A 19,649-nucleotide genomic window follows, 5' to 3' on the forward strand; every position below is an offset into this window, starting at 1 on the left:
CAGACCCCGCAAAAGGCCCGTGTCCCGTGTTCTTGATCCCTGTGACCCTTATAGGTGAATGGTTAACATCCGGCCACAGCTTTGCACGTCAGCCGCCGGGGGCGGTCTTGACCCCGTCTTTCACCCCGTCGCCCGTGGCCGCCAGCGCCCCGCTGTCGTTGCGGATGTTGCGGGCCAGGCGCAGCAGAAGGTTGCGCCCCTCCAGCCCCGCGCCGGATCCGTCCTGCATGGAATAGGCGGCAAGCCCGATGGCATGGCCGTTGGCATTCAGCACGCCGCGCCAGTGCACCGGGTCGGCCTGATCGGTGGCCGAGGTGCCGCCGGCGTTCAGCTGCACGATGCGGATGTCGTCGATCACGGCGGAATAAAGAACGGTGGCCGGGCCGAAGGTCTTGGCGATGCTCTCGGCCGAGGGCAGGGGCGCGTCGGCCTCGGCCCGGACGGCGGTCACCGTGATGAAGGCAAGCGAGGTGACGCCCGCCACCTCGTTCGACCGCAGCAGGTCGCATTGCGCCAGCAGGGCGAATTGCTTGGGCCCCCGGTCGCGCAGCGACGTGCCATCGACGCAATAGCCCGCAGGTCCCTTGATGCGGATCGACCCTTCGTCCAGCGTGGCGCTGTCCAGCACCGCGCCGGGGCGGGCACCGGGTGCCCCGAATGAATCGTCGCAGGCCGCCAGACCCAGAAGCGCCAGCGCCGCAAAAAGGGCCGGGGCGGTTCCTGCCCGCCCGGCCCCTTGCGATGTCGGGATGATACGATCAGAGATCGGCATAGATGTGTTTTTCGGCCTTGCCGCCGGGATGCGTCACGGCACCCAGGTAGGTCTTGCCGACCAGCTGGGCGTACTTCCACAGTGCACCGCTGGCATAGATCGTGTCGCGCGGGCCTTTCCAACTGGCCTTGCGGGTCGCCATCTCGTCCTCGCTCAGCGCGACCGAGATTTCGCCGCTGACCGCGTCGATGGTGATCATGTCGCCGTTTTCCAACAGGGCGATCGGGCCGCAATGGGCGGCCTCGGGTCCGACATGGCCAACGCAGAAGCCCCGTGTCGCGCCCGAGAACCGGCCATCGGTGATCAGCGCGACCTTCTTGCCCATGCCCTGACCGGACAGGGCCGCGGTGGTGGCCAGCATTTCGCGCATGCCGGGGCCGCCTGCGGGGCCTTCGTTGCGGATGACGATGACCTCGCCTTCCTTGTATTCGCGCTTTTGCACGGCGGCAAAGGCGTCTTCTTCGCATTCGAAGACGCGGGCGGGGCCGGTGAAGACCTGTTCTTCGGCCTTCATGCCGGCGACCTTCACGATGGCGCCTTCGGGGGCCAGGTTGCCCTTGAGGCCGACCACACCGCCGGTCTTGGTGATCGGCGTTTCGATCGGGTAGATGACCTTGCCGTCGGCCTTGCGGGTGACGGTGTCCAGCTCTTCCCCGATGGTCTTGCCAGAGGCGGTGATGCAGTCTTCGTGGATCAGGCCGGCCTTGCGCAGTTCGTTCATGACGACGGGAATGCCGCCCACGTCGAAGAGGTCCTTGGCGACGTGATCGCCGCCGGGCTTGAGGTTCACGAAATAGGGCGTGTCGCGGAAGATCTCGCAGACGTCATCCAGGTTGAAGTCGATGCCGGCCTCATGGGCGATGGCGGGCAGGTGCAGACCGGCGTTGGTCGAGCCGCCGGTGCAGGCCACGACGCGGGCGGCGTTTTCCAGCGATTTGCGGGTCACGACGTCACGGGCGCGGATGTTCTTTTCGATCAGGTTCATGACAGCGCGGCCCGAGGCCTCGCCATATTGGTCGCGGGATTCGTAGGGCGCGGGCATGCCGGACGAGTTCAGCAGCGCCAGGCCGATGGCTTCGGACACGCAGGCCATGGTGTTGGCGGTGAACTGGCCGCCGCAGGCCCCGGAGGACGGGCAGGCGACGCGTTCCAGGATGTCCAGCGCGGCGTCGGACATGGTGCCGTTCTGGTGGCGGCCGACCGCTTCGAACATGTCCTGCACGGTCAGGTCGCGGGTGCGGAAATCTTCCGGGATCTCGTCGATCTGGGGCGCTTTGCCCGGCAGGATCGACCCGCCATAGATGAAGACCGAAGGCACGTTCAGACGCACCATTGCCATCATCATGCCCGGCAGCGACTTGTCACAGCCCGCAAGGCCCACGATGGCGTCATAGCAATGGCCGCGCATGGTCAGTTCGACCGTATCAGCAATGGCTTCGCGCGAGGCCAGCGACGACCGCATGCCTTCGTGGCCCATGGCGATGCCGTCGGTCACGGTGATGGTGGTGAATTCGCGCGGCGTGCCGGACGCGGCTTTCACGCCCAGTTTCACGGCCTGGGCCTGACGGTTCAGCGCGATGTTGCAGGGGGCGGCTTCGTTCCAGCAGGTGGCCACGCCGATCAGCGGCTGGTGGATCTCTTCCTCGGAAATGCCCATGGCATAGAGGTAGGAGCGGTGCGGCGCGCGCTCTGGCCCTTCGGTGACGTATCGGCTTGGCAGCCGGGACTTGTCGAACTTGGTCATCTTTGCCCCCCCCGGGATGTCTGGCTGAATTGGGGATAAATGACGCGATCCGACCAGACAAGGCTGTTTGCTGGCGGTTCGTCTGGCGTGCGCATTTGCGCGCGGCCCGGCAGGGGTGAGGGGGCTTTCGTTGCGGTCGGTCGCGCGGGCATGATTGCGGGCGGCGGCGGCTGCCTATAGCAAGGAGCCATGACCTACGCGGCGCAGCAGACCCTTTCCGACCCCGCCCGCCCCCGGAGCGAGCTGTGGCGCACCCTGCTGGGGCTGGCGCTGATCACCGGGCTGAGCCTGGTGTTCGCGCTGATCTGGCTGCTTGGCCAGCAATGGGCGTCGCGCCACGTGGATCTGAGTTTTCTGCACCCGGCGGCTTCGCCCCAGGGGCTGATCTGGACGCTGTCGACCTTCCTGTGTCCGACCCTGGCGCTGTGGATCGTGATGCGGCGGCTGCATCGGCGCAGGGTCCGGTCGCTGATCGGGTCTTTTGCCCTGGCGCGGCATCAGTTCGTGCGGGTCATGGCGGTGCAGGCGGTGGTGGTCGCGCTGGCCATGCTGCTGCCCACACCGGGCGGGGAGGATCCGGTGCTGCATCTGTCACCGCTGGTCTGGCTGCGCTGGCTGCCGTTGGCGCTGGTCATGTTGGTCGTGCAGATCGGGATCGAGGAGCTGGTCTTTCGCGGCTATCTGCAATCGCAGCTGGCGGCGCGGTTCCGGTCGCCTGTGGTCTGGCTGACGGTGCCAGCGGTGATCTTTGCGCTGCTGCACCTTGATCCATCCATCGGCCCGAACCGGTGGCTGGTGATCGGCGTGACGCTGGCCTTTGCGCTGGCGGCGGGGGACATCACCGCGCGGGCGGGCACGCTTGGCCCGGCCATCGCGATGCACCTGGTGAACAACTTCACCTCTCTCTTTCTGGTGGGCGCGGCGGGGCAGATGGAGGGCATGGCGCTGTTCATCGTTGCCATCGACCTGTCGGACCCGACGATCTGGCCCGTCTTCCTGATTGAAGCGATGCTGATCCTGATCACCTGGCTGGGCGCACGGATCGTGCTGCGGGTCTGATCGTGAAATCCTACGCCCCCCATGATCTGCTGGCGGCCCCGGCGCTGCGCACGAAGTCGCTGTTCCTGACCCTGGTCGGCTTCATCGCGATCGAATTCATGTACCAGCTGGGCCGCGACCTGCTGGACTACCTTCTGGTGAACCTGGCCCCGGGCGTCGCCCCGGTGATCTTTGACGGCATCGCGCCGATTGCGGTGCTCTACGATCTGTTCGGCTTTGCCGTCCTGGGGCTGTTGGTGGTCTTCGTGGCGCGGCGCAATCACGATCGCGGGCTGCGAACCCTGGTCGGGCCATTCGGCCTTGCGAAAGAGGATTTCCGCCGCGCCGTCCTCGCCGCGGGGGTGATGCACCTGATGCTTCTGGCCATCGTGCCCTGGGGGCTGGACCAGGCCGACATGATCCCGCTGGATCACTGGCTGCGGGTGGCCCCGGTCGCCATCGTGGCGCTTCTGGTGCAGACCGGCGCGGAGGAGCTGTTCTATCGTGGCTACCTGCAACAGCAGCTGGCGGCGCGGTTCCGCAATCCGCTGATCTGGATGGTGCTGCCGAATATCGCCTTTGCCTGGGTGCATTGGTCCAATGGGGCGGATTTCACCGATTCCGTCTATTACGTCGGATGGGCCTTCATCTTCGGGCTTGCCGCCAGCGACCTGACCGCGCGCAGCGGATCGCTTGGCGCGGCCATCGGGTTCCACCTGATGAACAATGTCTTTGCCTTCATGGTCGCGGATGTGGCGGGTTTTCCGGGCAGCGGGCTTGCCCTGTTCCTTTTCCCGGGCGATCCCCTGCCGCTGTCGCCCGACGACGGTGCCGCGCTGGTGCCCGACCTGACCGACAGCTGGCTGATCTGGCAGATGGCCGTCGATCTGGCGGTGATCGGTGTGACCTGGCTGGCCGTGCGGGTCGCGATCCGCCGTTGATTGCAATTCACCGGCCAAGGCCCTATCTGGGGGCGAAGCCCAACGTCCCGGAAAGGTCCCGGAAAGCGATATGAACTGGATCACCAATTACGTTCGCCCGCGCATCAACTCGATCTTCTCGCGCCGCGAAGTGCCCGAGAATCTCTGGTCCAAGTGCAGCGAATGCGGCACGATGCTGTTCCACCGGGAACTGGCCGACAATCTGAACGTCTGCACCTCGTGCGGGCATCACATGGCGATCACGCCGCGTGACCGGTTCAAGGCGCTGTTCGACGGCGGCATCTTCGTCGAGGTGAAGGTGCCGGAACCCGTCACCGACCCGCTGCATTTCCGCGACCAGAAGAAATATCCCGACCGGATGAAGGCCGCGCAGAAGAACACCGGCGAACACGAGGCGATGCTGGTCGCCGAAGGCGAAATCGGCCAGACCCCGATCGTGGCCGCCGCGCAGGACTTTTCCTTCATGGGCGGGTCCATGGGAATGTACGTGGGCAATGCGATCATCGCCGCCGCGCAGCGCGCGGTGAAGCTGAAGCGCCCGCTGATCCTGTTCTCGGCCGCCGGTGGCGCGCGGATGCAGGAAGGCATCCTGTCGCTGATGCAGATGCCGCGCACCACCGTGGCCGTGCAGATGCTGAAAGAGGCCGGGCTGCCCTATATCGTCGTGCTGACCCATCCCACGACCGGCGGTGTCACCGCCTCCTACGCGATGCTGGGCGATGTGCAGATCGCCGAACCCAATGCGCTGATCTGTTTTGCCGGGCCGCGCGTGATCGAACAGACGATCCGCGAAAAGCTGCCCGAAGGGTTCCAGCGCGCAGAATACCTGCTGGATCACGGCATGCTGGACCGGGTGACCAAGCGCACCGACATGCGCGATGAGCTGATCCAGATCACCCGCATGCTGCTGGGCCTGCCGCCCGTGGTCGTGGGCAACCTGCCCGCGCCCGAACCGGCGGCCGAGGCCGTGGTGGATCCCGCCGCGCCCGAGCCCGCGAAGCCCGCCGCTGGCACCGAGGCAAAGCCCGGTTCCAAGAAGTGAGCGCAGGGTCCGACATCATCCTTGACCGGATGATGACGCTGCACCCGAAGGTCATGGACCTGGTCCTTGACCGGGTCTGGCGGCTGCTGGACGCGCTTGGCAATCCGCAGGACAACCTGCCGCCGGTGATCCATGTCGCGGGCACCAACGGCAAGGGATCGACCCAGGCGATGATCCGTGCGGGTCTGGAAGGGGCGGGCAAGCGCGTACATGCCTATACCTCGCCGCATCTGGCACGGTTCCACGAACGCATCCGCCTGGGGGGTGAGCTGATTTCCGAAGAGGCGCTGACCGCGCTGCTGGACGAATGCTATACCGCCAACAAGGGCGAACCGATCACCTATTTCGAGATCACGACCTGCGCGGCCATCCTGGCCTTTTCGCGGGCCCCTGCGGATTTCACCCTGCTCGAGGTCGGGCTGGGCGGGCGGCTGGATGCGACCAACGTGGTGGCCAATCCGGCGCTGACCCTCATCACGCCGGTGTCTCTGGATCACACCCAGTTCCTGGGCGACACGATTGAAGCAATCGCCGGTGAAAAGGCGGGGATCATCAAGCGGGGCGTTCCCTGCGTCGTCGGCCCGCAGGACGACAGGGCCGAACCCGTGATCGAAGCGCAGGCCGCCCGTCTGGGCGCGCCGCTGATCGCCCAGGGCCAGCACTGGCACGTCTGGGAAGAGGCCGGGCGGCTGGTCTTCCAGGACGAGGCCGGGCTGCTGGACCTGCCGCTGCCGGCGCTGCCCGGCGCGCATCAGATCGACAACGCCGGGGCCGCGATTGCTGCCCTGCGCGCGCTTGGCTTTGGTGAAAACGCGGCCGAGGCAGCGATGCGCAATGTCACCTGGCCCGCGCGGATGCAGCGCCTGCGCTCCGGGCCGCTGGTCGATCTGGCCGGCGGGGCCGAGCTGTGGCTGGACGGCGGGCACAATGCCGCTGCGGGTGAGGCGCTGGCGAAATACCTGGCCGGGCTGACGGACAAGCCGCTGCACCTGATCTGCGGGATGCTGAACACCAAGGACGTGCGCGGCTACATGCGGCCCCTGTCCGGGCTGGTCGGCAGCCTGACGGCCGTCTCGATCCCGGGAGAGGCCGCAACCCTGCCCGCGGATGAGACCGCACAGGCCGCCCGCGACGTTGGCATTCCGGCTTTTGAGGCGGGTAATGTGTCAGAAGCGCTGACCCGGATCGTGACGGAAACGCCACATGCGCGGGTGCTGATCTGCGGGTCGCTGTACCTTGCAGGGCAAATTTTGCGCGAAAACGGCTGATTTTCTTAACGCCAGCTTTAAGCAACCCCGCCCTGATCAAAATAAATGACCGATTCGGGATTTTCCGAATCAGCAGGCATTGACCGATTCGGTGTGATTCGCGTACGGTCGTGGCAGTTGTTGTACAGGCAATACAATCACCTTGGACCTCCGCCCTCCAGTCTTCAGATATGCGGCAGTCCGGACAGGGGTGGTACGCAGCTAAACCTCGGGCACAAGATGAGGGGACCGCTTCAACGGTCCCCCACTCGGGTGCCCGCCAGGTCGTTCAGCCTTCCGATTTTCCCCAATCCGCGTCCTGCATTTCGCGCAGGCGGCTGGCGGTGCGTTCGAATTCGAAGACGCCTTCGCCTTCGACATACAGCGATTCGGGCTGGTCGGCGGCAGAGCAGATCAGCCGCACCTTGGCCTCGTACAGGGCGTCGACCAGGGTGACAAAGCGCTTGGCCTCGTTGAAATTCGACCGGCCAAGGGTGGGGATGTTTTCTAGGATCAGCACGCGCAGCGCCTCGGCAATGGCCAGGAAGTCGCCCGGGCCCAGCATCTGGCCACATATGTCATGGAAGGACGCCCGCCCGACACCGTTGCGATAGGCGGGGATGGTGACCTTGCGGCCCTTCACGGTCAGCACCAGTTCTTCGCCCGTGCCGCCGGTGAGGTCGGTCCAGATTTCAGCGATGGCCGCGCGCGCCTCGGCGTTGACCGGGGTGAAATACACCTGGCTGCCGGACAGGCGGTTCTGGCGATAGTCCCGTGGGCTGGCCAGTTCATGCACCACCAGCCGATCCTTGATCAGTTCGATGAAGGGCAGGAACAGCTGCCGGTTCAGCCCGTGCTTGTACAGGTCGTCCGGCACCCGGTTCGAGGTGGTGACGATGACGATCCCACGCTTCATCAGTTCTTCGAACAGCCGGCCGACGATCATCGCATCGGCGATGTCGGTGATCTGCATTTCGTCAAAGGCCAGGACGCGCAGCCCTTCGGCGACCTTTTCGACAACGGGGGCCAGGCTGTCCTCGACCCCGGTCTTGCGGGCCTCGTGCAGGCCGTTCTGGATTTCCTGCATGAAGGCGTGGAAGTGCACCCGGCGCACCGGCACGTCCAGGCTTTCGACAAACAGGTCCATCAGCATCGACTTGCCGCGCCCGACACCGCCCCAGAGGTACAGGCCCTTCGGGGCCTCGGGGGTGGTTTTCTTGCGGAAGAAGCCGCGTTTCTGAGGGGCCTCGTTCAGGCCGGTCAGGATGCGGTCGAACTCCGGCAGGACGGTTTCCTGTGCCGGGTCTGGATGCAGGTCGCCGCTTTGCAGGCGTGCGGCGTAAAGGTCGCGCATGGTCTGGCTCATGCTGCCTGTTACCGCGCGGGCCCGACGGGGGAAAGAGCAGCGATGCAAATGCGCTACATCACAAACGGTGAATTGCGCCCGGGTCACATTTGCGCAGAATGCGGCGGACCAGAGAAAAGGCCAGATCCGACATGACCCCGAAGAACGCATTGCTGAACCCCGTCCTGATCGTGGGTTGTGTCATCATCCTTTTCGGCTTTGCCATTCGGGCGTCCTTTGGGGTGTTCCAGATCCCGATTTCGCAGGAATTCGGCTGGGCCCGGTCCGAATTTTCGCTGGCTATCGCGATTCAGAACCTGGCCTGGGGCATCGGGCAGCCGCTGTTCGGGGCCTTCGCCGAGAAGCTGGGCGACCGCAAGGCGATCCTGCTGGGCGGCGTGGCCTATGCCATCGGCCTGGTCCTGTCTTCGGTCGCGGTGACCCCGGCGCAGCACCAGCTGCTTGAGATCATCGTGGGCTTTGGCATCGCCGGCACCGGCTTTGGCGTGATCCTTGCGGTGGTGGGCCGGGCGGCCTCGGACGAGAACCGGTCGATGTCGCTGGCCATTGCCACCGCCGCCGGGTCTGCCGGTCAGGTCTTTGGCGCGCCGCTTGCGGAATACATGCTGGGCCTGATGCCCTGGCAGTCGGTCTTCCTGGTCTTTGCGGCCGCGATCCTTGCCGTGCTGGTGCTGCTGCCCCTGATGCGCGCGCCGGTTGCGGCGTCCAAGGCCGAGCTTGAGGAAAGCCTGGGTCAGATCCTGGTGCGCGCCGGCAAGGATCCGTCGTTTTCGCTGATCTTCATCGGGTTCTTTTCCTGCGGCTATCAGCTGGCCTTCATCACCGCGCATTTCCCCGCTTTCGTGACCGAGATGTGCGGCCCGATCATGCCCGGCGGCGTGCTGCATTCGCTTGGGATCACCACGACCTCGGCGCTTGGCGCGGTGGCGATTTCGCTGGTCGGCCTGGCCAATATCGGCGGCACGCTTCTGGCTGGCTGGCTGGGCAACCGCTATACCAAGAAATACCTGCTGGCGGGGATCTACACGCTGCGGACCATCGCGGCGGGGGCCTTCATCCTGATGCCGATCACGCCGATGTCGGTCATCGTCTTCTCGATCGTGATGGGATCGCTCTGGCTGGCCACGGTGCCGCTGACCAGCGGGCTGATCGCGCATATCTACGGACTGCGCTACATGGGCACGCTGTATGGGATCATCTTCTTCTCGCACCAGCTGGGCGGCTTCCTGGGCGTCTGGCTGGGGGGACGGCTGTACGACGTCTATGGCAACTACAACATGGTGTGGTGGATCGGCGTCGGTGTCGGTGCCCTGTCGGCGCTGGTGCATCTGCCGATCCGGGAAAAGCGCACGCCGATCGCGGTTCCGGCCTGACCGCAGCATCGCGGTATTGCGGCCTGTCGCGGGGCCGCGCAGGGTTCAAACCGGGATCAATCCGGGATCAATCTGCCGCGTCGGCAAAGGCGCGGCAGACCGCGTCGGGATGGGTCATGGGCAGAAGATGCGTCGCGCCTTCGACCTGAACCTGCACCGCGCGGCGGTTCCACTTGGTCAGGTTGCCCATGCCGGCTAGGGGGATGACCTCGTCCGCGGCGGCCCAGATCGAGATCACGTGCATCTCTTCCTTGAACAGCTTGCGGTGCTCGCGCTCCATCTCGTCGCGCAGGACATAGCGCAGCGAGGACAGGACACCGGGGATGAACCCCTGCCAGGTGACCTGGTCGGCCTGGGCCTGGGCGGCCTCGGCCAGATGGGGGTGTTTCTGCGCAAGGGCGTCACAGGCGGCGCGGTGCCTGCGCGGGAAAAGCGCATGGGCCAGGCGGTCGCCCAGGGCGGGATAGTCGCGGATCTGCTGCAGAAACCCCGTGGGAAAGCCGCCGAAGCCCGCGGGTGCCACAAGCACCAGCTGGCGCAGACGGTTGGGATGCTTGGCGGCAAAGCCCGAGGCAATGGCCCCGCCCATGGAATAGCCAAACAGCGTGATGTCATCGGCTACGGTCTGATCGGCCAGAAGATCTTCGAGCTGGCGAATGAAGAAGGCGTCGTTCTGCCGCCCCGGGGGACGGTCGGAATAGCCCCGGCCATAAAGGTCGTAGACCAGCACCCGGAACCCCTGACGGACCAGCCGCAGGGCAATCGCATCCCAGACGAATGACGGTGTCGTCAGCCCGTGCACACAGACCGCAACCGGCCCGCGATCGCCGCCATACCAGCGGTAATGGGTCGTGCCCTGCGACAGTTCGGCGAAATGCCCCGGCGCGTCCGAGCGGGCGGCGTCATTCATGACCTTGCGGCTGCGCTCGGCCAGGATCGGGAAGGCCCAGACAAGGACCGCGACCAGCACAAGCAGCCAGAAGATCATTTGGCATTCCTCCACGCGTTCAGAACATGGCGGGCCGTCATCAGGTCCAGATGTGCCCCGCCGCCGTTCTTGAACAGGGTAATGTCGTCAGGATCGCGGCGAAACTTCGACAGCTGGTAATAATCGGCAAGAATGTCACTTTCGCGGATCGCCCCGGTGTCCAGCGGAATGGCGATTTCGCCGATGTGGCCGATGGTCGTGTCGCGGCTGTCGACGAAGATCCGGGCGCGCTGAAGGGCGGTGTCGTCGGCCTCTCTCATGTCGGGGCGATAGGCCCCGATCAGATCGATATGCTGGCCCGGGCGCAGCCAGTCGCCGCGCAGGATCGGCGCGGTGCCGCTGGTCGAACAGGTGATGATATCCGCCTGCGCCACGGCCGCGCCCAGATCGCCTGCCACCTCGGTATCGGCAAAGTCGGCGGCCAGGGCCTTGGCCTTGTCAGGGGTGCGGTTCCAGATGGTGAAGCGCGCCTTGGGGAAGGCGGCACCATAGGCCTGACGCAGGGACCGCGCGACTGCGCCGGCCCCGACGATCAGGATGTGGTCGCTGTCGGGACGGGCCAGGCGACGGGCGGCCAGAAGGCTGTCGCCAGCGGTCTTCCACTTGGTCACCAGGTGAAAGTCGATCATCGCCTCAAGCGTGCCGTCACTGTCCGACAGCAGGCTCATCATGCCGTTGACGGTGCCCAGCCCGCGATCTGGATTGCCGGGAAAGATCGTTGCCGCCTTGATGGCCAGCCCCAGCCCGTCGATCCAGGCGGATCGGGTCAGCAGCGTGTCCTTGCCGCGATACAGGAAACTGTCCGCCACCTCGGCCTTGGGCAGGTCGTGCCCCCGGGCCAGGGCGTCGGTCAGGGCGATCCAATCCAGCACGGCCTCGCCAGCCTCGAATGAGATCGTCGGGATGGTCATGCGTCAGCCTTGTCTTGCGGAATGGGGGCCATCTGGTCGCGGGTCAGCAGGCCTTCGGCGATCAGCCGGTCGATCCAGCCTTCGGGGCCGTCGAACAGATGCGTCTGCCAGCCGCGTGCGGCGGCGGCAGCGATATTGTCGGCGCGGTCATCGGCGAACAGCAGCGCGCCGGGCGCTGTGCCGCTGTCGCTTTCAAGGATCTCGTAGATCCGGGCGTAGGGTTTGATTTCCCGCAGGTGGCCCGAGATATAGGGCCGGTCGAATTCGTGCAGGAAGTCGTAGACCTCTTGCGCCTGGGCAAAGGTTTCGACGCCGAAATTCGACAGGGCATAGACCGGCACGCCATTGGCACGCAGCGTGCGCAGGGCCTGGACCGATCGGTCTATGGCGGGTGAGGCCATCTCGATCCAGCGGTCGTGCCAAAGCCGGATGTGGTCGCCATGGTCCGGGTGGCTGTCGGCCGCGTGATAGATCGTCTGGCGGAAGTTCTCGCCCTGATCGACCCGTTCGTTGATCGCATGCAGGTCGACCGCATCGAACAGCGCGCGGCGGCGTTCGGGCCCGATTTCAGCGTCGTAGAACCGTTCGGGATTCCATTCGATCAAGACGTTTCCGATATCAAAAACAACCGCTTCGACTGCCATTCAGGTGCCTCATGTGTCTTTCTGCGCGCCGCGGATTTCGCCTTCCAGCGCATCCAGAAAACGAGAGCGGTCCGCCTTTGTAAACCCCTTGCCCGAGCCCTGGGTGAAGGGGTCGGCGGCACGGATATCGGCCATCAGGTCGCGCATCGCCAGCTGGGCGCCGATATTGGCCTGGGTCAGCTGTTCCCCATTGTGGCGCAGCACCCGCGCGCCGTTTTCCACACAGCGGGCGGCCAGCGGCATGTCGGATGTGACGACCACGTCCCCGGGGCCGGCATTGTCGGCGATCCACTTGTCGGCCTCGTCCGCGCCTTCGGCTACGATCACCAGCTCGACCAGAGGATTGGCGGGGGGCCGCAGCCCCCCGTTGCAGACCAGTTTCATCGGCACCTTGTTGCGGGTCGCGACCCGTTCGGCCTCGGCCTTCACGGGGCAGGCGTCGGCGTCGATGTAAAGAACCGTCACGCGTAGAGCGCCTCGGCGTGGAAGGCGACGTGGTCTTCCATGAAGCTCGAGACGAAGAAATAGCTGTGGTCATAGCCCGGCTGCATGCGGAACTGGATCTGCTGACGGCGCTTGGCGGCAGCCGCGGCCAGGGTTTCGGGCTTGAGCAGGTCCAGGAACTGATCCGAGGTGCCGGTGTCGACCAGCACAGGCCCGTCAAAGCCGGTCTCGGCCATCAGCAGGCTGGCGTCATGCCGGGCCCAAGTGGTTTCGTCGTCGCCCAGGTAAGCAGTCAGCTGCTTGCGGCCCCAGTCGGCCCCGGTCGGATTGCAGATCGGCGAAAAGGCCGAAACCGAACGGAAGCGCCCCGGCAGGGACATCGCCAGGGTCAGCGCGCCGTGACCGCCCATGGAATGGCCGGTGATCGCCTGACGGTCCATGTCGATGGCAAAATTCTCGGCCAGAAGCGCGGGCAGTTCTTCGGCCACGTAGTCCCACATCTGGAAATGCCTGGCCCAGGGGTCTTGGGTTGCGTTGACGTAGAAGCCCGCGCCCTTGCCCAGGTCATAGGCCTCGTCATCGGCCACGTCTTCGCCCCGGGGCGAGGTGTCGGGGAAGCACAGGGCGATGCCCTGTTCGGCGGCCCATTGCTGCGCGCCGGCCTTGGTCATGGCGTTTTCATGGGTGCAGGTCAGACCCGAGAGATACCACAGGATCGGAACCGGGCCGTCCTGCGCCTCTTCCGGCAGGAACAGACCGAAGGTCATGTCGCAGTTGGTGGTCGTCGCGGCGTGGCTATAGACGCCCTGGGTGCCGCCGAAGCAGCGGTTTTCGGAAAGGGTTTGCATTCAATTTCCTTGTTGATTGCGGTTTGGGTTGAAACTGAGGATCTGGTCCAGCGGCTTCTTGACGTTTGCGGCGGCGGGGATCGTCGCGTCCTGGGCGGCATGGCCAACGGCGAGGATCATCAAGGGTTTCTCGTGATCGGGGCGGCCGCAGATCTGGGTCAGGAACCGCATCGGATTGGGCGTATGGGTCAGGCAGTACAGCCCGGCGTGATGCAGCGCGGCGATCAGGAAGCCGGTGGCGATGCCGGTGCTTTCGGGCACGTAGTAATTCTTGTAGCGGGCACCATCGTCGGTCAGCCCATAGCGCTGCGCAAAGATGACGACTAGCCAGGGGGCGTCTTCCAGATGCGGTTTCGACACGCCGGTGCCGATCGGTTCCAGCGCAGCGATCCATTCGTCGCCGCCGCCACCGTCGTAGAAGCGCTGTTCCTCTTCCTCGGCAGCCTGGCGGATCTGCGCCTTGATCGCGGGGTCCGAGATCGCGACGAAATGCCAGGGCTGGTGGTTCGCCCCCGAAGGCGCAAGCCCGGCGGTGGCAATCGCGGTTTCGATCACGTCGCGGGGGACGGGCTGATCGGAAAAATCTCGCACCGTGTGGCGCGTGGCCATCCGGTCATGGAAAGCCTGGCCTCCGGCGCGGCTTTCGACCTCGGTCAGGTTCTGCCGGTCGGGCAGGGGGATCGGCTGATACCCCATCTTGCGCTTTTCGATCATGTCGGCTCCTCCTTGCACCGGGTTTGGTCCGGGCCCGTGATTGATGAAGGCCCGCCGGCACAGGGTCAACCCGTAGGAGAGGCCTTAGCCCGATCCGATCAGCACCCCGGCGGCAAAGACCAGCGCACCGCCCAGCACCACCTGGAAGGCCGCACGGAAGAAGGGCGTGTCCATGTACCGGTTCTGGATCCAGGCAATCGCCCAGAGTTCCAGGAAGACGACGACGAAGGCGGTGATCGTGGCGGTCCAGAAATGCGGGATCAGGTAGGGCAGGGCGTGGCCCAGCCCGCCGACGGTGGTCATGACCCCCGCCGCGATACCGCGTTTGACCGGCGACCCCCGGCCCGACAGTTCCCCGTCGTCCGAGGCCGCTTCGGTGAAGCCCATGGAAATCCCCGCCCCGACCGAGGCCGCGAGCCCCACAAGGAAGGTCGTCCAGGTGTTCTGCGTGGCAAAGGCGGTGGCAAAGATCGGGGCCAGGGTCGAGACCGAGCCATCCATCAGCCCCGCCAGCCCGGGCTGCACCCAGGTCAGCACGAATTGCCGTTTGGCGGAATTTTCTTCGCTCTCGCGGGCGGTGTCAGAGAGGTGTTCGTTTTCCAGATGCTCGGCCGTGGACTGATGCCCGGCCTCGGCGGCGGCCAGATCCCCCAGCAACTTGCGGGTGTCGGCGTCCTGAGTGCGTTCAGCGGCGGCCAGGTAGAAGCGTTCGGCCTGTTCCTCCATCCCTGCGGCCTCGGCGCGGATCCGGTCGAGCCCAAGGTTTTCCACCAGCCAGACGGGTTTGCGGGCGTAGAAGCCGGCGACATGTTCGCGGCGGATCAGGGGAATCGTGTCGCCAAAGCGGCGCTTGTGCAGGTCGATCAGGGCCTGGCGGTGCGTGTCCTCTTCCTCGGCCATGCCGTCGAAGATGCGGGCGGTGTCGGGGAAGTCGCCGCGCAGCATCTCGGCATAGCTGCGGTAGATGCGGGCGTCGTCTTCCTCGGACGAAATCGCAAGCGCGATGATTTCCTGTTCGGACAGGTCACTGAAGCGGCGGCGTTGAGCGGAAAGCAAAGTCAAAAAGCGCATGTTGCACCTATGTTTTAGAATTATTCTAAGTATGGGCGCGACATTCCGCAAATGCAATCCGTTCCGCTTGCTGACTTTCGGGTGCAGCGGCTATGAAGGATCAGGTTCAAACGAAGGGAAGCCCATGGGTGTCACCCGCACAGTGCTGCGGACCGGCCGCAAATTCGACCAGGTGCTGGAAGGGGCGACGCGTGTCTTCCTGGCGCAGGGGTTCGAAGGGGCCAGTGTCGACGAGATCGCGCGCGAAGCGGGCGTCTCGAAGGCGACGCTGTACAGCTACTTCCCCGACAAGCGCCTGTTGTTCATGGAGGTCGCGCGCGGCGAATGCCAGCGCCAGGCGGGGCAGGCCATGACCATGGTGCAGCCCGATCAGCCGCCGCGCGATGTCTTTCTGGCCGGGGCGCGGCAGATCGTCGATTTCTTCAACTCGCCCATGTCGCTGTCGATCTTCCGGCTTTGCGTGGCCGAGGCCGAGCGCTTTCCCGAGATGGCCCGCGAATTCTATCGCAACGGCCCGATGATCGCGCGCAACATGCTGGCCGATTACCTGCGCTGTGCAACCGAACGCGGGATCCTGAAGGTCGAGGACCCGGTGCTTGCCGCCGAACAATTCGCCGAGCTGTGCAAGGCGGGCATTTTCACGCAGCGGCTGTTCGGGATCGAGGACGTGATACCCGAGGACCGCTGCGACGAGGTCGCACGATCCGCCGTCGACATGTTCATGGCGCGCTACGGGGTCTGACGGCCCCGGGGGCCGCGGGCGCAGCCCTTAATCCAGGCGGCGCACCATCAGCTGATTGCCCGGCCCGCGTTTGGATTCCAGGATCTTCAGGTCGCCGATCAGGTCGGACAGCTTGCGCTTGCCATAGGACCGCGTGTCGAAGTCGGGATTCTCGGCCGTGAGGTATTGCCCCAGCTGGCCCATGGTCACCCATTCGTCGTCGGTGTCGATCTTGTCCATGGCGCGCAGGATCAGTGGCTGGGCCTCGTTCGGTTTCATCTTGCCGTCGGACTTTTCCCGGTTGCGCTGATCGGGGGTGTCATCGTCGATGATGTTCTCGATCAGGATGAAACGGTTGCAGACGTTGCGCAGGCTTTCGGGGGCCTTGGATTCCCCGATGCCGATGACGTCCAGACCCTGTTCGCGGACCCGGTTTGCCAGGGCGGTGAAATCACTGTCGGAAGACACCAGCACGAAGCCCGCAAAGCGGCCGGTGTGCAGGATGTCCATGGCGTCGATCACCAGGCCGATGTCGCTGGCGTTTTTGCCCTTGGTATTGGCGGTTTCCTGATGCGCGACCAGGCCAAGCGCACGGACCTGTTCGGTCCAGGGGCGCAGCCTTTCGCTGCCCCAGTCGCCATAGACGCGGCGCAGCGCCGGTTCGCCGAAGGTGGTGATCTCCTTCAGGATGGGCTGGGCGTATTTGGCCGGGATATTGTCGGCGTCGATCAGAACGGCGTAGAGCGGGCGATTTTCTGGCATGGGGCCTCCTGCCGGTCAGATAGCGCCCATTGGGCGGCGGGCCAAGGGCAGACCTTGGCGGATGGGGCATCACGCGGCGGGAAAGCGGGCGTGGGTGCGGGCGATATGGGCGGTCAGCGCCTCGGCCAGGTGGTCGAAGACCAGACGCATGCGCCGGGCGGAATGCAATTCGCGGTGCGTGACCAGCCAGATCGGATAGCGAAAGGCCGGGTGGCGCGGGAACAGCAGGTCCACATCGGGGCTGCGCAGGCCCATGTCCGCGCTCATCAGCCCGATGCCCAGGCCCTGGCGCACCATTTCCCACATCGCCAGCCCGCTGTCCGACCGGTAGCGGATGTTTTCCGCCGGCACCTCGATCCCGAAGTGTGTCAGCTGCGCCACCATCTGATCGGCGTCGAGAAAGCCGACCAGGTCGTGGTCCTTCAGGTCGGCGGGGGTCTCGGGCGTGCCGCGGCGGGCCAGGTAGGCGGGCGCGGCGTAGAAATAACCCAGCCCCTCGCCCAGCAGGCGGGCCGTCAGATGCGGTTCGGTCGGGCGGACGTGGCGCAGGGCGATGTCGGCCTCGCGGCGCGACAGGTCGCGCAATTCGTTCGCGGCGATCAGCTCGATGTCGATTTCGGGGGCGCTGCGGGCCAGATCGGCGATGATCGGCGGCAAAAGCAGGGTCGAGAAGATGTCGCTGGCGGTGATGGAGACGGTGCCGCGCAGCGCCTGGCTCTGGCCGCTGGCGGTCAGGGGGATGCGTGCGGCGGCCTCGGCCATGTCGCGCACGTGCATCAGCAGTTCGCGGCCCGCGTCGGTCAGGATCAGCCCGCGCCCAGCCCGGTCAAACAGCGCGACGCCCAGATCTTCCTCCAGCGCGGCGACCTGGCGGCCCAGGGTTGGCTGGGTCTGGCCGAGTTCACGCGCGGCGGCGGACAAGGACCCGTGTTCTGCCGTCGCCAGAAAGGCGCGGGCCTGGTTCCAGTCGAAGGATGCGGCGGACCAACTCATGCGTTTATGTATGGCATTTCTGCGGAAAGGGGCAATTCTTATGTGATTTCGGTTTGGGTATGGTCGGGTCAGACAATTGGAGCGGGTTATGGACAGCAAGACATTCTGGAACGGCGTGGCCGAAAGCTATGCCAAGCGGCCAATCGAGAACATGGATCAGCATGAACGCACGGTGGCGCGGGCGGCGTCCTATCTGACGCCCGGCGCGCGGGTGCTGGAGGTCGGCTGCGGCACCGGCACCATCGCGATCAAGCTGGCCCCTCATGCGGGCGACGTGCTGGCCACCGATCTGAGCGACGCGCTGATCGACATTGCAAGGGATCGTGCGGCCGAGGCCGGGGCTAAGAACGTGCGCTTCGAGGTCGCCGATATCGCCGGCCTGCCCGAGGGGCAGTTCGAGGCGGTCATGGCCTTCAACGTGCTGCACCTGATCCCGGACCGCGCGGCGGCAATCCGGGCGATGGCGGACCGGGTCGCGCCGGGTGGTGTTCTGGTGACCAAGACCGGCGTGCTGGGCGAGACCTGGAAAAGCCGCCTGCTGCGGCCGGTGATCGGGGCGATGCGTTTGATCGGCAAGGCCCCTTACGTCGGGTTCTTCCGCATCCGGGATCTGGAGGCCGAGATGGAGGCCGCGGGGCTGGAGATTGTCGAGGCCGAGACCATGGGTGGTCTGGCGGGAGTGCGGTTCCTGGTGGCGCGCAAGCGGTGAGCGGCAGGGGGGCTGCCTGCCCCCCTGACCCCCAGGAATCAAATGGTGCGGATATTTTTGAAAACCAAAGAGGGGGGGCGGTTTTTGGGGAGGGATATGTAGGGAATAGGAAAGGGGCGCGGCCGGGTGGCGCGCCCCTTTGGTTGTGTGCGGTGCAGATGGTTCAGTAGGTGACGACCGAGCGGATCGATTCACCGGCGTGCATCAGGTCGAAGCCCTTGTTGATCTCGTCCAGCGACAGTGTGTGGGTGATCATCGGGTCGATCTCGATCTTGCCCTCCATGTACCAGTCGACGATCTTGGGCACGTCGGTCCGGCCGCGCGCGCCACCGAAGGCGGTGCCTTTCCAGACGCGGCCGGTGACCAGCTGGAAGGGGCGGGTCGAGATCTCGGCCCCGGCGGCGGCCACGCCGATGATGATCGATTCACCCCAGCCGCGGTGCGCGCATTCCAGCGCCTGGCGCATGACCGTGGTATTGCCGGTGCAGTCAAAGGTGTAGTCGGCCCCGCCGATCAGGTCGCCCCGACGTTTCGTCAGGTTGACGAGGTAGGGCACGATGTCTTCGTCCAGCTCGCTCGGGTTGACGAAATGGGTCATGCCGAAGCGTTCCGCCATTTCCTTCTTGCCCGGGTTCAGGTCGACGCCGACGATCATCTCGGCCCCCGCAAGGCGCAGGCCCTGGATCACGTTCAGACCGATGCCGCCCAGGCCGAAGACCACGGCGGTCGAACCGACCTCGACCTTGGCGGTGTTGATCACGGCACCGATTCCGGTGGTGACGCCGCAGCCGATGTAGCAGATCTTGTCGAAGGGCGCGTCTTCGCGGACCTTGGCCAGCGCGATTTCCGGCAGAACCGTGTGGTTCGAGAAGGTCGAGCAGCCCATGTAGTGCAGGATCGGATCCCCGTCCAAAGTGGTGAAGCGCGAGGTGCCGTCGGGCATCACGCCCTGGCCCTGGGTCGACCGGATCGAGGTGCAGAGGTTGGTCTTCTGCGATGTGCAGGAATAGCATTCACGGCATTCCGGCGTGTAAAGCGGGATGACGTGATCGCCGGGCTTCAGGCTGGTGACGCCTTCGCCCACTTCCATCACGACGCCCGCGCCTTCATGGCCCAGGATCGCGGGGAACAGCCCTTCGGGGTCGGCCCCGGACAGGGTGAATTCGTCGGTGTGGCAGATGCCGGTGGCCTTGATTTCCACCAGGACTTCGCCCGGCTTCGGGCCGGCCAGGTTCACGTCCATCACTTCAAGGGGTTTGCCGGCCTGGGTGGCGACGGCGGCACGGGTGCGCATCGAATATCCTCCTGCGGAATGGTTGGC

20 protein-coding genes are annotated in these 19,649 nt (G+C 65.4%); 7 read left to right on the forward strand and 13 right to left on the reverse strand.

Annotation, left to right across the window (positions count from 1 at the left end):
- Positions 1–88: 88 nt before the first annotated feature.
- The gene (locus BMX99_RS08210; protein ID WP_093449905.1) at positions 89–772 is read right to left on the reverse strand and encodes a hypothetical protein; all 684 of its coding nucleotides are present in this window, start codon (positions 770–772) and stop codon (positions 89–91) included.
- The gene (gene ilvD / locus BMX99_RS08215) at positions 759–2,516 is read right to left on the reverse strand and encodes a dihydroxy-acid dehydratase (RefSeq protein ID WP_093449908.1); all 1,758 of its coding nucleotides are present in this window, start codon (positions 2,514–2,516) and stop codon (positions 759–761) included. The genes BMX99_RS08210 and ilvD overlap by 14 nt, the downstream gene beginning before the upstream one ends.
- Before the next feature lie 189 nt (positions 2,517–2,705).
- Here ilvD and BMX99_RS08220 point away from each other — a divergent pair, with 189 nt between their 5' ends.
- From BMX99_RS08220 to BMX99_RS08235, 4 genes are all read left to right on the forward strand, one after another.
- Entirely contained in the window at positions 2,706–3,575 is an 870-nt protein-coding gene (locus tag BMX99_RS08220) for a CPBP family intramembrane glutamic endopeptidase (RefSeq protein WP_093449911.1), read from the forward strand.
- A gap of 2 nt (positions 3,576–3,577) precedes the next feature.
- Positions 3,578–4,495, forward strand: a complete 918-nt coding sequence (locus tag BMX99_RS08225; RefSeq protein ID WP_093449914.1) for a CPBP family intramembrane glutamic endopeptidase — start codon at positions 3,578–3,580, stop codon at positions 4,493–4,495.
- A gap of 70 nt (positions 4,496–4,565) precedes the next feature.
- Complete coding sequence (gene accD, locus BMX99_RS08230; protein WP_093449916.1) at positions 4,566–5,537, forward strand: acetyl-CoA carboxylase, carboxyltransferase subunit beta; 972 nt, start codon at positions 4,566–4,568, stop codon at positions 5,535–5,537.
- Between the two features lie 32 nt (positions 5,538–5,569).
- Positions 5,570–6,805 (forward strand): bifunctional folylpolyglutamate synthase/dihydrofolate synthase, encoded by a 1,236-nt coding sequence (locus tag BMX99_RS08235; protein WP_244525502.1) that lies wholly within the window; start codon positions 5,570–5,572, stop codon positions 6,803–6,805.
- 268 nt (positions 6,806–7,073) lie between these two features.
- On the opposite strand, the gene zapE is transcribed toward BMX99_RS08235, so the two are convergent.
- Complete coding sequence (gene zapE / locus BMX99_RS08240) at positions 7,074–8,150, reverse strand: cell division protein ZapE (RefSeq protein ID WP_093449922.1); 1,077 nt, start codon at positions 8,148–8,150, stop codon at positions 7,074–7,076.
- A gap of 131 nt (positions 8,151–8,281) precedes the next feature.
- On the opposite strand from zapE, the gene BMX99_RS08245 reads away from it, so the two are divergent.
- Complete coding sequence (locus BMX99_RS08245; protein WP_093449924.1) at positions 8,282–9,523, forward strand: MFS transporter; 1,242 nt, start codon at positions 8,282–8,284, stop codon at positions 9,521–9,523.
- Between the two features lie 67 nt (positions 9,524–9,590).
- Here BMX99_RS08245 and BMX99_RS08250 read toward each other — a convergent pair whose 3' ends face one another.
- The 7 genes from BMX99_RS08250 to mbfA form a co-directional block, all read right to left on the reverse strand.
- Positions 9,591–10,511 (reverse strand): alpha/beta fold hydrolase, encoded by a 921-nt coding sequence (locus tag BMX99_RS08250; protein ID WP_244525503.1) that lies wholly within the window; start codon positions 10,509–10,511, stop codon positions 9,591–9,593.
- Entirely contained in the window at positions 10,508–11,422 is a 915-nt protein-coding gene (locus BMX99_RS08255) for an ornithine cyclodeaminase family protein (protein ID WP_093449927.1), read from the reverse strand. The genes BMX99_RS08250 and BMX99_RS08255 overlap by 4 nt, the downstream gene beginning before the upstream one ends.
- A complete protein-coding gene (locus tag BMX99_RS08260) occupies positions 11,419–12,066 on the reverse strand; it encodes an HAD-IA family hydrolase (protein ID WP_093449930.1) in 648 nt (215 codons plus the stop codon). Before BMX99_RS08260 ends, BMX99_RS08255 begins: the two co-directional genes overlap by 4 nt.
- A 9-nt stretch (positions 12,067–12,075) precedes the next feature.
- On the reverse strand, positions 12,076–12,531 hold the full coding sequence (locus BMX99_RS08265; protein ID WP_093449933.1) for a YaiI/YqxD family protein: 456 nt from the start codon (positions 12,529–12,531) through the stop codon (positions 12,076–12,078).
- On the reverse strand, positions 12,528–13,358 hold the full coding sequence (gene fghA, locus BMX99_RS08270; RefSeq protein WP_093449936.1) for an S-formylglutathione hydrolase: 831 nt from the start codon (positions 13,356–13,358) through the stop codon (positions 12,528–12,530). The genes BMX99_RS08265 and fghA overlap by 4 nt, the downstream gene beginning before the upstream one ends.
- Positions 13,359–14,072 (reverse strand): nitroreductase family protein, encoded by a 714-nt coding sequence (locus BMX99_RS08275; RefSeq protein ID WP_093449939.1) that lies wholly within the window; start codon positions 14,070–14,072, stop codon positions 13,359–13,361.
- Between the two features lie 84 nt (positions 14,073–14,156).
- Positions 14,157–15,143 (reverse strand): iron exporter MbfA, encoded by a 987-nt coding sequence (gene mbfA / locus BMX99_RS08280; protein WP_093449942.1) that lies wholly within the window; start codon positions 15,141–15,143, stop codon positions 14,157–14,159.
- Positions 15,144–15,267: 124 nt separating this feature from the next.
- Here mbfA and BMX99_RS08285 point away from each other — a divergent pair, with 124 nt between their 5' ends.
- Positions 15,268–15,885, forward strand: a complete 618-nt coding sequence (locus tag BMX99_RS08285; protein WP_093449945.1) for a TetR/AcrR family transcriptional regulator — start codon at positions 15,268–15,270, stop codon at positions 15,883–15,885.
- A 27-nt stretch (positions 15,886–15,912) separates the two neighbouring features.
- Here BMX99_RS08285 and BMX99_RS08290 read toward each other — a convergent pair whose 3' ends face one another.
- Complete coding sequence (locus tag BMX99_RS08290) at positions 15,913–16,626, reverse strand: NYN domain-containing protein (protein ID WP_093449949.1); 714 nt, start codon at positions 16,624–16,626, stop codon at positions 15,913–15,915.
- Positions 16,627–16,695: 69 nt separating this feature from the next.
- A complete protein-coding gene (locus BMX99_RS08295) occupies positions 16,696–17,619 on the reverse strand; it encodes a LysR family transcriptional regulator (protein WP_093449952.1) in 924 nt (307 codons plus the stop codon).
- 88 nt (positions 17,620–17,707) lie between these two features.
- Between BMX99_RS08295 and BMX99_RS08300 the strand changes: the two genes are divergently transcribed.
- Entirely contained in the window at positions 17,708–18,328 is a 621-nt protein-coding gene (locus tag BMX99_RS08300; protein ID WP_093449955.1) for a class I SAM-dependent methyltransferase, read from the forward strand.
- Between the two features lie 163 nt (positions 18,329–18,491).
- Here BMX99_RS08300 and BMX99_RS08305 read toward each other — a convergent pair whose 3' ends face one another.
- Complete coding sequence (locus BMX99_RS08305; protein ID WP_093449958.1) at positions 18,492–19,622, reverse strand: S-(hydroxymethyl)glutathione dehydrogenase/class III alcohol dehydrogenase; 1,131 nt, start codon at positions 19,620–19,622, stop codon at positions 18,492–18,494.
- Positions 19,623–19,649 lie beyond the last annotated feature (27 nt).

The sequence above is a fragment of the Pseudooceanicola nitratireducens genome (assembly GCF_900109195.1).
GTDB lineage: Bacteria > Pseudomonadota > Alphaproteobacteria > Rhodobacterales > Rhodobacteraceae > Pseudooceanicola > Pseudooceanicola nitratireducens.

What these genes read in the sequence shown, in the direction of transcription:
- BMX99_RS08210 (WP_093449905.1), bottom strand. Translation starts at nt 772, where the DNA reads ATGCCGATCTCTGATCGTATCATCCCGACATCGCAAGGGGCCGGGCGG.
- ilvD (WP_093449908.1), bottom strand. Translation starts at nt 2,516, where the DNA reads ATGACCAAGTTCGACAAGTCCCGGCTGCCAAGCCGATACGTCACCGAA.
- BMX99_RS08220 (WP_093449911.1), top strand. Translation starts at nt 2,706, where the DNA reads ATGACCTACGCGGCGCAGCAGACCCTTTCCGACCCCGCCCGCCCCCGG.
- accD (WP_093449916.1), top strand. Translation starts at nt 4,566, where the DNA reads ATGAACTGGATCACCAATTACGTTCGCCCGCGCATCAACTCGATCTTC.
- BMX99_RS08235 (WP_244525502.1), top strand. Translation starts at nt 5,570, where the DNA reads ATGACGCTGCACCCGAAGGTCATGGACCTGGTCCTTGACCGGGTCTGG.
- zapE (WP_093449922.1), bottom strand. Translation starts at nt 8,150, where the DNA reads ATGAGCCAGACCATGCGCGACCTTTACGCCGCACGCCTGCAAAGCGGC.
- BMX99_RS08245 (WP_093449924.1), top strand. Translation starts at nt 8,282, where the DNA reads ATGACCCCGAAGAACGCATTGCTGAACCCCGTCCTGATCGTGGGTTGT.
- BMX99_RS08250 (WP_244525503.1), bottom strand. Translation starts at nt 10,511, where the DNA reads ATGATCTTCTGGCTGCTTGTGCTGGTCGCGGTCCTTGTCTGGGCCTTC.
- BMX99_RS08255 (WP_093449927.1), bottom strand. Translation starts at nt 11,422, where the DNA reads ATGACCATCCCGACGATCTCATTCGAGGCTGGCGAGGCCGTGCTGGAT.
- BMX99_RS08260 (WP_093449930.1), bottom strand. Translation starts at nt 12,066, where the DNA reads ATGGCAGTCGAAGCGGTTGTTTTTGATATCGGAAACGTCTTGATCGAA.
- fghA (WP_093449936.1), bottom strand. Translation starts at nt 13,358, where the DNA reads ATGCAAACCCTTTCCGAAAACCGCTGCTTCGGCGGCACCCAGGGCGTC.
- BMX99_RS08275 (WP_093449939.1), bottom strand. Translation starts at nt 14,072, where the DNA reads ATGATCGAAAAGCGCAAGATGGGGTATCAGCCGATCCCCCTGCCCGAC.
- mbfA (WP_093449942.1), bottom strand. Translation starts at nt 15,143, where the DNA reads ATGCGCTTTTTGACTTTGCTTTCCGCTCAACGCCGCCGCTTCAGTGAC.
- BMX99_RS08285 (WP_093449945.1), top strand. Translation starts at nt 15,268, where the DNA reads ATGGGTGTCACCCGCACAGTGCTGCGGACCGGCCGCAAATTCGACCAG.
- BMX99_RS08290 (WP_093449949.1), bottom strand. Translation starts at nt 16,626, where the DNA reads ATGCCAGAAAATCGCCCGCTCTACGCCGTTCTGATCGACGCCGACAAT.
- BMX99_RS08295 (WP_093449952.1), bottom strand. Translation starts at nt 17,619, where the DNA reads ATGAGTTGGTCCGCCGCATCCTTCGACTGGAACCAGGCCCGCGCCTTT.
- BMX99_RS08300 (WP_093449955.1), top strand. Translation starts at nt 17,708, where the DNA reads ATGGACAGCAAGACATTCTGGAACGGCGTGGCCGAAAGCTATGCCAAG.
- BMX99_RS08305 (WP_093449958.1), bottom strand. Translation starts at nt 19,622, where the DNA reads ATGCGCACCCGTGCCGCCGTCGCCACCCAGGCCGGCAAACCCCTTGAA.